The sequence below is a fragment of the Streptomyces milbemycinicus genome, assembly GCF_002154605.1.
GTDB lineage: Bacteria > Actinomycetota > Actinomycetes > Streptomycetales > Streptomycetaceae > Streptomyces > Streptomyces milbemycinicus.
Map to the genome: position 1 here is coordinate 15,607 of NZ_MUNE01000550.1, position 11,974 is coordinate 27,580.

An 11,974-nucleotide genomic window follows, 5' to 3' on the forward strand; every position below is an offset into this window, starting at 1 on the left:
CCGGTTCTGGTGGTTGGGCGGGCTTGGGCGTGCGGCGTCACGGGCGAACGCCGATGTGGCGATGGCTCACTTGGCGACCGCGTCCAGCGCGTCGACGATGCCGTAGCCGTAGAAGCTGTTGATGTGCTCGGTGCCGGTGCAGACGGCGTCCGTGTCGCCGTCACCGTCCGGGTCGTACGGCCCGGTGGGGCAGCCCGGGTTGTCCGCCTGCGCCTTCAGCAGCCACTGGATCTCCTGCGGGCTCGCCTTGGGGTGTGCGCTCTTGAGCAGCGCCGCGACCCCCGCCACATGCGGTGAGGCCATCGAGGTGCCCTGCAGATAGCCGTAGTCGCCGCCGGGCAGGGTGGACAGGATCCGGCCGTCCTTGGCGGGCAGCTCGGGCACCTGGTACTTGTCGCCGCCGGGGCCCGCCACATCGACCTGGCCCAGGCCGTAGCTGGAGTAGTACGACTTCAGGGACGTGACACCGGTCGCGGAGACCGTGACGACACCGGGCAGCTGGGTGGGCACGTCCGGGCAGACCGACGGGTCGACGGAGCGCTCCACGGGGGTGGTGTCGTTGGGGCTCGTGGTGTCGGTGAGCGAGCCGGCCGCGAGGTCGTCGTTGGAGTTGCCCGCCGAGGCGACGCTGACCACGCCCTTGCGCTGGGCGTACGCCGTGGCCCGGCCGACCGCGTCGGTGATCGCCTTCTGGTCCGGGTCGGCGGCGCAGTTGTACTTCCACGGGTCGACGAAGTAGCTGTTGTTCGTCACCTCGACGCCGTGGTCGGCCGCGAAGACAAAGGCGCACACCACGCTCTCCGCATAGAACAGGCTCGTCGTCGGCTCGCTGACCTTGATGGCGGAGACCTTCACCCCGGGCGCGACACCGGCCACGCCCACACCGTTGCGCGCGGCGGCGATCTCCCCGGCCACATGCGTGCCGTGGTAGTCCTCGGCCGGGTTCCACGGGCGCCAGGCGCCCGGGCTGGTGTCGGCGACGCCGCCGACGCAACTGGCCGACTGGGACCGGGAGAAGTTGGGGGCCAGGTCGGGGTGGGTGTCGTCGACGCCGGTGTCGATGACGGCGACGGTGACCTTACGGCTGCCCGGGTTGACCTTGGCGGCCTGATCGGCCTTGATGGCGGGGATGTCCCACTGCAGGGACTCCAGCGGCTCCTGCCCGGCGGCCAGCGCCTTTGCCGCGGTCGCCGCCGAAGTCCGGGGCGCCGGCACCTTCTCGGGCCTGCCGACCTCGGTGGTGGCGGCCGGGGTCAGCGGCGCGGTGCGGGTCGCGCCCGCCGACTGGACGCCGCGTACCTGACGGATCGTCTTGGCGAAAGCGGGGTCCTTCGAATGGGCGACGATGACTCCTATTCGTTCATAGGCGGTCACCACCGTGCCGTGTGAAGCCGTGATCGCCTTCTTCACCTCGCCGACGGTGCCGTGGTCGGCGGCGGTGTTGACCACGTACGACAGCGACGGGCCGTCAGCCGTGGCCGAAGAGGTGAGGGCCGAAGAGGACGGCGCGCCCCGGGGGATGGCCGAGGCCGCCTGGGGGAGCAGGACGAGGGACGCGGTGAGCGCCAACCCGGCCGGCACCGCCGCCAGGGCGCGCCGTCGTCTGGTGCCTGGACGTGCTGCCGGTCTGTGATGAGCCATGGGGTCTCCACATCATCCGTACAGACCGCCCGGCGCGAGTCGCGCGTGGGCGGGTACATGACGAGCGAAACTATCGTCGATCAAGGGCCCCCATCAAGGCATTCCGGAGGAAAACGCGCCACAGTACCCGGAGTCAATCACTCCGTCGACTTATTCCCTCCTTTCAACTACCAGCCTCTGTTGAACGGCCCGGCGTCGCCCTACCATGCGTGATCTGGATCACTAGAAACGCCGTATCACGTCCCGTCAGAAGCCATCCACCAGGAGAGACCGTGGACACCGCGCCGGCCAGCGATCGCCCTGGCGATCAGCGACAGCAAGAACATCCCCCGTATGCCGAGGTGCAAGCGAGTGCGGAGTTCGGCGAACTGCGCCGCGCCCACCGCTCGTTCGCCTTTCCGCTCACCATCGCGTTCGTCAGCTGGTACCTGCTGTACGTCCTGCTGTCCAACTACGCGGGCGGCTTCATGGACACCAAGGTGGCCGGCAACATCAACGTCGCCCTGGTGTTCGGCCTCGGCCAGTTCCTGACCACCTTCCTCATCGCCTGGTGGTACTCCCGCCACGCCGCTGCCAAACTCGATCCGCGCTCGGCGGCGATCAAGTCCAGCATGGGGAGCGACGCATGAGCATCCATCAGCTCGCGGTAGAGAGCGCGTCGGACCACCGGCCGCTGATCATCACCCTCTTCTCGGTCTTCGTCGCCGCGACCCTCGGCATCACCGTATGGGCCGGCCGCCAGACCAAGGACGCCACCGACTTCTACGCCGGCGGCCGCTCCTTCAGCGGCTTCCAGAACGGCCTGGCCATCTCCGGCGACTACATGTCCGCCGCGTCCTTCCTCGGCATCGCCGGCGCCATCGCGCTCACCGGCTACGACGGCTTCCTGTATTCGATCGGCTTCCTCGTCGCCTGGCTGGTCGCCCTGCTGCTGGTCGCCGAGCCGCTGCGCAACACCGGCCGGTACACGATGGGCGACGTACTCGCCTACCGGATGCGCCAGCGCCCGGTCCGCACCGCCGCGGGCGTCTCCACCATCGTCGTGTCGATCTTCTACCTGCTGGCCCAGATGGCCGGCGCGGGCGTGCTGGTCTCCCTGCTGCTGGGCATCACCAATGAGGCCGGGAAGATCCTCATCGTCGTTCTCGTCGGCGTGGTGATGATCCTTTACGTGTCCATCGGCGGCATGAAGGGCACCACCTGGGTGCAGATGGTCAAGGCCGTGATGCTGATCGCGGGCGCCCTGCTGATGACCTTCCTGGTGCTGCTGAAGTTCGACTTCAACGTGTCCGAACTGCTGGGCGAGGCGGCGAAGAACAGCAAGATGGGCCACGCCTTCCTGGAGCCGGGCCTGAAGTACGGGGCCACCGGCACCACCAAGCTCGACTTCATCTCCCTCGGCCTCGCCCTGGTGCTCGGCACCGCGGGCCTGCCGCACATCCTCATCCGCTTCTACACCGTCCCCACGGCCAAGGCCGCCCGTAAGTCGGTGAACTGGGCGATCGGCATCATCGGCGTGTTCTACCTGATGACCATCGCACTGGGCTTCGGCGCCGCCGCGCTGCTGGACAAGAAGACCATCACCGATTCGAACCCGGCCGGGAACACCGCCGCACCCCTGCTCGCCGACGAACTCGGCGGCCCCGTGCTGCTCGCCGTGATCTCCGCGGTGGCGTTCGCGACGATCCTCGCCGTCGTCGCCGGGCTCACCCTCGCCTCCTCGTCCTCCTTCGCCCATGACCTGTACGCCAACGTCATCCGCAAGGGCGAGGCGACACAGGAGGAGGAGATCAAGGCCGCGCGCTGGGCGACCGTCGGCATCGGTATCGTCGCGATCGTGCTCGGGGTCTTCGCCCGGGACCTGAACGTCGCCGGACTCGTCGCGCTGGCCTTCGCGGTCGCCGCGTCCGCCAACCTTCCGACGATCCTCTACAGCCTGTTCTGGAAGCGGTTCACCACCCAGGGCGCGCTGTGGTCCATCTACGGCGGGCTGGCCTCTTCAGTCTTCCTGGTGCTCTTCTCGCCGGTCGTCTCCGGCAACCCGAAGAGCTCGATGTTCAAGGACGTCGACTTCCACTGGTTCCCGCTGGAGAACCCCGGCCTGATCTCCATCCCGCTGGGCTTCCTGCTCGGCTGGGTGGGCTCCCTGCTGTCCAAGGAGAAGCCGGACAACGCCAAGTACGCCGAGCTGGAGGTGCGCTCGCTCACCGGCTACGGCGCGCACTGACACTTCGCTCGGCGGCGGCCCCGCCATGGACCTGCCCGACGGCGCGGTGAGATGCGCGAAACCTCGAATGTCACAGGCGTCGCGTACGCTGCGGGAGAATTGACCGTAGCGCCAAGCCATCGAGCACCGAGCACGAGTCCGTGGAGGGGCCGCCATGCTGATCGACACCTATGGTCGTATCGCCACGGATCTGCGCGTCTCCCTCACCGATCGCTGTAATCTGCGCTGCACCTATTGCATGCCGGAAGAGGGCCTTCAGTGGCTCGCCAAGCCCGACCTGCTCACCGACGACGAGATCGTCCGGCTGATCCGGATAGCCGTCACCGACCTCGGGGTCACCGAGGTCCGCTTCACCGGCGGTGAGCCGCTGCTGCGCCCCGGGCTCGTCGGCATCGTCGAGCGCTGCGCTGCCCTCGACCCGCGCCCCCAGATGTCGCTCACCACCAACGGCATCGGCCTGGAGCGCACCGCGGCCGCCCTGCGCGCCGCGGGCCTGGACCGGGTCAATGTCTCGCTGGACACCCTGCGCCCCGAGGTCTTCCAGACCATGACCCGGCGCAAGCGCCACGCCGATGTGCTGCGTGGCCTGGAGGCCGCCGGCGCCGCCGGGCTCACCCCGGTGAAGGTCAACGCTGTGCTGATGCCCGGTCTCAACGACGACGAGGCCCCCGACCTGCTCGCCTGGGCCATCGCGCACCAGTACGAGCTGCGCTTCATCGAGCAGATGCCGCTGGACGCCCAGCACGGCTGGAAGCGCGACGGCATGATCACCGCCGGGGACATCCTGGCGTCGCTGCGAACGCGCTTCGAGTTGACCCCGGAAGGCGATGAGGCGCGCGGCTCCGCGCCCGCCGAGCGCTGGCTCGTCGACGGCGGCCCGGCCCGCGTCGGGGTCATCGCCTCCGTCACCCGCCCCTTCTGCCGCGCCTGCGACCGCACCCGGCTCACCGCCGACGGACAGGTGCGCACCTGCCTGTTCGCCCGCGAGGAGTCCGATCTGCGCGGGGCGCTGCGCTCCGGCGCGCCGGATGCGGAGATCGCCCGGCTGTGGCGGCTGGCGATGTGGGGCAAGAAGGCCGGCTCCGGGCTGGACGACCCGTCGTTCCTCCAGCCCGACCGCCCGATGTCAGCGATCGGCGGCTGACGGTCGGCGTTCGTTGGCTGACGGCGTCAGTGATCGGCGGCTGACGACCACTCCTCCAGGGTCACCACGTCCTTCAGAAAGCCGCGCACCCCGAGGAAGTCGGACAGATACCCGCGGTGCTCCTCGCACGCCAGCCAGGTCTTGCGCCGCTCGGGTGTGTGGATCTTCGGGTTGTTCCAGGCCAGCACCCATACGGCGGGGGCTCGGCAGCCCTTCGCGGAGCAAATGACGGCGTCGGTCTCGGGAGTGTTCACACCGCAGACTCTACGGAAACCGTGCTGGACATGGCGACGCCGGGCAGCCACGGGGGGAGCCGCCCGGCGTCGGTCCATCGCTCCGACGGGGGATGCGGAGCGCGTACGAAGTATGTCACGAGCGGTGGGGCACAGTGCACCGGAACCGCGCAATTGATCTGAGGTTTTCCTGAGCTTCCGAGATCGGCCCAGGTCAGCCGCGTTCAGCGCGTCCATTTTCGGTAGGCGCCCCGGCATCTTCCACGTCCGATTCCGCCCCGGTCGCCCCGGAACCCCCGTTCTGCTGACCGGAGATGAGCATCGGGCGGAGCGGCGCGGAGACGAAGGTGGAGGGGAGCGAGGTAGCGTTCTCCCGGCCGGCGTTCGCTATCACCACGGCGATGTACGGCAGCACCACACCCAGCACCAGGGCCACGATGGCCACATGCCGCTCCACGTTCCACAGCACCGCGGCCAGGATGACGGACACGGTCCGGATCGACATCGAGATGATGTAGCGGCGCTGCCGGCCGCGCACATCGTCAGCCAGCCCCTGCCGGGCCCCGGTGATCCGGAAGACCTCGGCTTCGCTGTGCTTCCGCATCACGTTCCACCACCCGATCGCCAAGCCGGAACTCCCCGCTTCCGGACGTACAACACGTTACGCCCGAACCCCAGGGGGTACACGAGTGGGGGTCCTCGCGGGTGGCGGCTTCACTACGCCGTACCGCGTACGGCCGACTACAGCGTGCGTCGCACGACCATCCCCCCGCAATCTGGCCGGAGGAGGCGTTCATGAACTGGCTGTGGGCCATCGTCGTGGGCCTGGTGCTCGGTGTAATCGCCAAGGCCATCCTGCCGGGCAAGCAACCCATCCCGCTCTGGCTGACGACGATCTACGGCATCCTCGGCGCCATCGTGGGCAACGCGGTGGCCGGCTGGGTGGGGATCCGGGATACCCCGGGCGTCGACTGGGGACGGCATCTGCTCCAGCTCGCCGGAGCGGTGCTGATCGTCGCGATGGGCACACGCCTGTACGCGGCGCTGGGCGGCGGCAGACGGCGAAGGGAACGGACCTGAGCCGCTCGCGCTACGGCGTCTCTGCCTGCCGGGAGGCCCGCCGGGGTGGCACCGGGCCGTACGGACGGCGGGGGCCGGCGCGCTTGGTGGACGCGCACCGACCCCCGCTCACGGTCACTGTTGTTGATCGACCGCTACCGGCCGCTCACAGCCCCCGCAGCCGGGCGATCTTCCGCCCCGCCTTGAGGTAGACGCTCCCCGAGTCGGCGGTGAGCCCGGCGCCCGCCAGGACCTCCGCCACCACCTCGGCCAGCGGCCGCACCGCCTGCGCCTCGGTGAGCACCGCGGACTCCTGCCCGCCCTCGGTCTCGACGACCAGGCGCAGCCCGTTCTGCTTGGCGACCCGGCGGGCCGCCGACGCGCTCGGCTGGAACTGGAGCACCTTGCTCAGCACGGTCGCGACCGACTCGGCGCCATGCTCCGCCGCGTCGACCTCCGGCAGGGCCTCGACGTCCGTGAAGGACTTCTTCGAGAACTGCGCCACGAACCCAGCGCGCGCCGACATGGCCGCCGGCAAGCCGTACAGCGCCGTCACCATCTCGCCCGCGAGCACCTTCTTCAGGTCCATCGGGTGCAGCGACCGGTCCTCCAGCCGCCCCTTGACGAGGTCGATCTCGCTGTCGGTCCACTCGGTCCAGGCCCGCAGGTACGGCGCCATCAGCCGGTCCGGAATCGACATGATCTTGCCGAAGACGTCCTCGGCGGTCGCGGACAGCGCGATGTAGTTGCCCTTGGACTTGGACATCTTGGCGCCGGTGCCGTCCGTGCCCTCGATCAGCGGCATGGTGACGACCAGCTGCGGCTGCTGCCCGCGCAGCTCCATCAGCTTGCGGCCCATCTGCAGATTGAGCAGCTGGTCCGCGCCGCCCAGCTCGATATCGCACTCCAGCGCGACCGAGTCGAGCCCCTGGGCGATCGGGTAGAGCAGTTCCGACATGGTCAGGCCGGAGCCCTCGGCCAGCCGGTTGCGGAAGTCGTCGCGCTGCAGCAGCTGGGAGGCCGGCACCTGGGCGAGCAGCCCCAGCAGCTCCGGGAAGGTGTACGGCGCCAGCCACTCGCTGTTCTGCCGGAAGCTGACCTTCTCGAAGTCGAAGAAGGGCCGGACCTGATCCCGGTAGCCCGCCAGATTCCGGGCGATGTCGTCGTCGGTGAGCGGCGGCCGCTCGGCCGTACGCCCGGTGGGGTCGCCGATCTTGGCGGTGAAGTCACCGATGAGCAGGGTGACGTCGTGCCCCATCCGCTGAAAGCGGCTGAGGGCGATCATCGGCACGGCATGGCCGAGGTGCACATCGGTGGCCGTCGGGTCGATGCCCAGCTTGAGGCTCAGCCCGCGGCCCGCCGTCCGACGCTCCTCGATCCGCTCGGCCAGCTGGTCCACGCCCGGCAGGACCTCGACCGCTCGCGCCGCGATCAGCTCGGCCTGCTCCTTCGCCGACAGGTCCGTCAGGTCCAGATAGCGCCGGGATCCCGTCTCCTCGAGCAGCTTCTCCACGGTCTGGTCGGAGGAGAGATCTGCGGTGAGCAGTGCGCTGGCGCGGGCGACGGATTCGCCGAGGCGTGTCATGGCGTTCCTGGTAGTAGTCGGGAATCGATGGATGGATGGGCGTGGGCCAGTCTATTCGTCCGATTCACACGACTGGATCATCCGGCCGCTTCACTCGGCTTCACCCGGTTTCACCCGGACGGGTCATACGCCCTTGCTGACGGAGCTCATATTGAAGTCCGGGACCCGCAGCGCGGGCATCGCGGCCCGGGTGAACCAGTCGCCCCACTCGCGCGGCAGCGTCCGCTCGGTGCGGCCCGCCTCGGTCGCCCGGGACAGCAGGCTCACCGGCGAGTCGTTGAACCTGAAGTTGTTCACCTCGCCGACGACCTCACCGCCCTCCACGAGATAGACCCCGTCCCGGGTCAGCCCGGTCAGCAGCAGCGTGGCCGGGTCGACCTCGCGGATGTACCACAGGCAGGTCAGCAGCAGGCCCCGCTCCGTGGCCGCCACCATCTCCTCCAGCGAGCGCGGCCCGCCCCCGTCCAGGATCAGATTGTCGATCCCGGGGGCCACCGGCAGATCCGTCAGGCCGGCGGTGTGGCGCGTGGTGATCAGCTGGTTCAGCACACCGTCCCGGATCCAGTCGGTGGCGGTCAGCGGCAGACCGTTGTCGAACACCGACGCGTCGTCCCCGGAGGAGTGCGCGATCACAAACGGCGCCGCCTCCAGACCGGGCGCCGCCGGGTCGCTGCGCAACGTCAGCGGCAAGTCGGTCAGCTTCTCGCCGATCCGCGTGCCGCCGCCCGGCTTGGAGAAGACCGTACGGCCCTCCGCCGCGTCCCGCGCCGCCGAGGACCAGAGCTGGTAGATCAGCAGGTCGGCGACCGCCGTCGGGGGCAGCAGCGTCTCGTACCGCCCGGCCGGAAGGTCGATCTTCCGCTGCGCCCACGCCAGCCGCCGGGCCAGCTCGGCGTCGATCGCGGCCGGATCCACGTCCTTGAAGTCGCGCGTCGCCTGCCCGGCCCAGGCCGAGCGGGTGCGGTCCGGGGACTTGGCGTTGAGCTCCAGCGTCCCGCTCGGCTGGTCGTGGCGCAGCCGCAGCCCCGTGGAGGTGCCCAGATAGCTGGTGACGACCTCGTGGTTGGCGAATCCGTACAACTCCCGGCCGCCCGCCCGCGCCTGCGCGAACGACTCGCCGAGGGCGGGTGCGAAGGCCGCGAACACCTCGGACGAGGTCTCGTCCGGCGCATCGGTGAACCCCGCCGATACGGCCCCCTCGCCGGCCGCCTCCACCAGCGGCTGGGCGTCCTCCGCCGGCCCCGCCTCCCGTGCCGCCGCCTCGGCGGCCCGTACCAGCGGCTCCAGGTCCTCCGCCGTGACGGCCGACCGGGAGATCACACCGGAGGCGGCGCCCTGGCCGCCGTCGACCGTGGCCACGACCGTGAGCGTGCGGCCCCGGGTCACGCCGTTGGTCGTCAGGGCGTTCCCCGCCCAGCGCAGATTGGCGGTGGAGCTCTCATTGGCGATCACCACACAGCCGTCCGCCCGGGACAGCTCCAGCGCCCGCTCGACGACCTCGTGAGGCTTGTTGACGCCGCTCATGCACCCGCCTCCTGCGTGGTGTTCAAAATGTTGACGTTCCGGAACAGGGCGGACGGGCAGCCGTGCGAAACGGCCGCGACCTGGCCCGGCTGGGCCTTGCCGCAGTTGAAGGCGCCCCCCAGGACATACGTCCGCTCCCCGCCGACCGCGGCCATCGAGCCCCAGAAGTCGGTGGTCGTGGCCTGGTACGCGAAGTCCCGCACCTGCCCCGCCAGCCGCCCGTTCTCGATCCGGAACGCCCGCTGCGCGGTGAACTGGAAGTTGTAGCGCTGCATATCGATCGACCACGACCGGTCACCCACGAGATACAGCCCCCGCTCCACGCCGCCGATCAGCTCCTCCGTCGAGGGCCCGTCCGGCGCGGGCTGAAGCGATACGTTCGCCATCCGCTGGACCGGCACATGACCGGGGGAGTCCGCGAAAGCGCACCCGTTCGACCGCTCGAAACCCGTCAGCTTGGCGATCCTGCGGTCCAGCTGATACCCGACCAGCGTGCCGTCGCGGACCAGATCCCACGACTGCGCGGCCACGCCCTCGTCGTCGTACCCGATGGTGGCCAGCCCGTGCTCGGCCGTCCGGTCGCCCGTGACATTCATGATCTCGGAGCCGTACCTGAGCTTGCCCAGCTGATCGAACGTGGCGAACGAGGTGCCCGCGTACGCCGCCTCATAGCCCAGCGCCCGGTCCAACTCCGTCGCGTGCCCGATCGACTCATGAATCGTCAGCCACAGATTCGACGGGTCGATCACCAGGTCATAAGCCCCCGCCTCGACCGACGGCGCCCGCATCTTCTCCGCCAGCAACTCCGGGATCTCCGCCAGCTCCGCGTCCCAGTCCCAGCCGCCCGCCCCGGTCAGATACTCCCAACCCCGCCCGACCGGCGGGGCGAGCGTCCGCATCGAGTCGAACTCCCCGCTCTCCGGGTCCACCGCCACCGCCGTCAGCTGAGGATGCACCCGGACGCGCTGCTGCGTGGTCGTGGTGCCCGCGGTGTCCGCGTAGAACTTGTTCTCCTGCACGGTCAGCAACGACGCATCCGCATGCGCGACCCCGTCGGCCCTCAGCAGCCGCTCGCTCCAGTCCGTGAGCAGCCCGGCCTTCTCCGCGTCCGGCACATCAAAGGGGTTGATCTCGTACGCCGAGACCCAAGTCCGATCCGCGTGCACCGGCTCATCCGCCAGCTCCACCCGCTCATCGGACCCCGCAGCCTGGATCACCTTCCCCGACAACTTCGCCATAGCCACCGCCTGCGCGGCCACCCGCGCCGCGGCGTCCATGCTCAGGTCCACCCCCGACGCGAACCCCCAGGTCCCGCCGTGCACCACCCGCACCGCATACCCCAGATCGGTAGTGTCCGAAGACCCCGCGGGCTTCCCATCCCGCAACCGCCACGCGGCGCTCCTCACCCGCTCGAAGCGGAAGTCGGCATGATCGGCCCCCAGCGCGCGGGCGCGCGCGAGGGCCGCGTCCGCGAGTGCGCGCAGCGGCAGCGCGAGGAAGGACGGATCGATCTCATGCGGCACGGGCGACTCCCCTTCGTCGGTGTGTGACCAGTCGATATGTGTCCGTCCGCAGTGAACCATGCCGGTAGGGCCGGGTGGGGTTAATTCCGGTTGCGCCCGGGGCCGGGGCCGAGGGCGGACAGCGGCGCGCCCGGGCATCACGACCTGAAGCGGGTGCCATGGCTTGTGATGACCCGGATCAGGACTGAGCTGGTCCCGGCAGCGACAGTATTAAGCCTTCCCTCGTCACGTGCCGCCCTGTCTGTTGGCAACGTAGCGGGAAATAATATTTGAGGCACCCCTCGCCCCAACGCGTTGAGACAGAAACTCATCCAGAAGAACAAAGAGTGCTTTCGCTGCCTTTGAATCGGCTTCCTCGTCGACGGGATACCCGCTTGCCGTGGAGAGGCCCGCTACCTGCAACACCAAGGAGGACCAGGTGACGTTTGCTTCAGCTTCCGTCTTCATGGCGAGCCACTCCGGAAACCCGACAAGCAACCCCCAATCGTTGCCGGCGTCGCAGCCCGTAACAAAAGCGACGTGCTGGCGATAACTCCCGTCCAATCCGTACGCGCTTGGACGCCTGTTTACATCGGCGAAGAGTTTGCGATAATCCATTCTTGGCACTTTTCCTTGATTCTATGGGGCGGGGTCAAATCTAAGATATTCGCCGTACTCCCAATGGGCAAGGTACTCGTCCATGGATTCGCCTTTACGCCCCGTCCAAGAATCGTACACTCGACCGTTTTTGACGAGAACATCGTGGTGGCCCCAGAAGGTATCTTGACCCCGATATTTACCAATCTGAGGGGCGCCCATTGAGTCCGTAATTCGCATTCTCTCGCCGCCGATCCTTCTCTGAATCTCGCGGGCGACGTCCTCGCATCCACTGCTACCAGGAATAGTCTCGACCGGGTTGGTCTGCCAATCCTCCCCAAGATCATCACAATCAGGCGCAAGCCCCAGCACATCTGATGAACCCAAGGGACTGACAACGTAGCCATGGTGGTTGGGTGCGGGTTCGAGGCCGAGGGGGTCGGGGGTGGTGTAGCGGGCGGT

The 11,974-nt window shown here is 68.8% G+C and carries 12 protein-coding genes; 4 read left to right on the forward strand and 8 right to left on the reverse strand.

The genetic code is table 11. The features are described 5' to 3' along the window. Positions 1 to 66: 66 nt before the first annotated feature. A complete protein-coding gene (locus CCN51_RS37600; protein WP_043487870.1) occupies positions 67 to 1,641 on the reverse strand; it encodes a S8 family serine peptidase in 1,575 nt (524 codons plus the stop codon). Between the two features lie 272 nt (positions 1,642 to 1,913). Here CCN51_RS37600 and CCN51_RS37605 point away from each other — a divergent pair, with 272 nt between their 5' ends. The 3 genes from CCN51_RS37605 (at position 1,914) to moaA (ending at position 5,012) form a co-directional block, all read left to right on the forward strand. Beyond that, positions 1,914 to 2,270 (forward strand): DUF485 domain-containing protein, encoded by a 357-nt coding sequence (locus CCN51_RS37605; protein WP_014180733.1) that lies wholly within the window; start codon positions 1,914 to 1,916, stop codon positions 2,268 to 2,270. Then, complete coding sequence (locus CCN51_RS37610; protein WP_014180734.1) at positions 2,267 to 3,868, forward strand: solute symporter family protein; 1,602 nt, start codon at positions 2,267 to 2,269, stop codon at positions 3,866 to 3,868. The genes CCN51_RS37605 and CCN51_RS37610 overlap by 4 nt, the downstream gene beginning before the upstream one ends. A gap of 154 nt (positions 3,869 to 4,022) precedes the next feature. Next, positions 4,023 to 5,012: a GTP 3',8-cyclase MoaA gene (gene moaA, locus CCN51_RS37615; protein ID WP_014180735.1), complete on the forward strand. Its 990-nt coding sequence runs from the start codon at positions 4,023 to 4,025 to the stop codon at positions 5,010 to 5,012. 26 nt (positions 5,013 to 5,038) lie between these two features. On the opposite strand, the gene CCN51_RS37620 is transcribed toward moaA, so the two are convergent. Further along, on the reverse strand, positions 5,039 to 5,266 hold the full coding sequence (locus tag CCN51_RS37620; protein ID WP_014180736.1) for a hypothetical protein: 228 nt from the start codon (positions 5,264 to 5,266) through the stop codon (positions 5,039 to 5,041). Positions 5,267 to 5,459: 193 nt separating this feature from the next. Then, positions 5,460 to 5,849 carry a DUF3099 domain-containing protein gene (locus tag CCN51_RS37625; protein ID WP_043492084.1) on the reverse strand — a complete coding sequence of 130 codons (390 nt, stop codon included), beginning with the start codon at positions 5,847 to 5,849 and terminating at the stop codon, positions 5,460 to 5,462. Between the two features lie 191 nt (positions 5,850 to 6,040). Here CCN51_RS37625 and CCN51_RS37630 point away from each other — a divergent pair, with 191 nt between their 5' ends. Beyond that, positions 6,041 to 6,325 carry a GlsB/YeaQ/YmgE family stress response membrane protein gene (locus tag CCN51_RS37630; RefSeq protein WP_014180738.1) on the forward strand — a complete coding sequence of 95 codons (285 nt, stop codon included), beginning with the start codon at positions 6,041 to 6,043 and terminating at the stop codon, positions 6,323 to 6,325. Positions 6,326 to 6,470: 145 nt separating this feature from the next. Here the strand turns inward: CCN51_RS37630 and tyrS are convergent, their stop codons facing one another. The 5 genes from tyrS to CCN51_RS56675 form a co-directional block, all read right to left on the reverse strand. After that, the gene (gene tyrS / locus CCN51_RS37635) at positions 6,471 to 7,889 is read right to left on the reverse strand and encodes a tyrosine--tRNA ligase (protein ID WP_014180739.1); all 1,419 of its coding nucleotides are present in this window, start codon (positions 7,887 to 7,889) and stop codon (positions 6,471 to 6,473) included. Between the two features lie 123 nt (positions 7,890 to 8,012). Further along, complete coding sequence (locus CCN51_RS37640) at positions 8,013 to 9,413, reverse strand: metallopeptidase TldD-related protein (protein WP_014180740.1); 1,401 nt, start codon at positions 9,411 to 9,413, stop codon at positions 8,013 to 8,015. Further along, positions 9,410 to 10,936 (reverse strand): TldD/PmbA family protein, encoded by a 1,527-nt coding sequence (locus CCN51_RS37645; RefSeq protein ID WP_014180741.1) that lies wholly within the window; start codon positions 10,934 to 10,936, stop codon positions 9,410 to 9,412. Before CCN51_RS37645 ends, CCN51_RS37640 begins: the two co-directional genes overlap by 4 nt. Before the next feature lie 225 nt (positions 10,937 to 11,161). Further along, positions 11,162 to 11,533: a hypothetical protein gene (locus CCN51_RS54575; RefSeq protein WP_143676006.1), complete on the reverse strand. Its 372-nt coding sequence runs from the start codon at positions 11,531 to 11,533 to the stop codon at positions 11,162 to 11,164. Positions 11,534 to 11,554: 21 nt separating this feature from the next. Continuing rightward, positions 11,555 to 11,974, reverse strand: a 420-nt coding sequence (locus tag CCN51_RS56675) for an RHS repeat-associated core domain-containing protein (RefSeq protein ID WP_143676007.1), incomplete at its 5' end; no start/stop codon positions are given.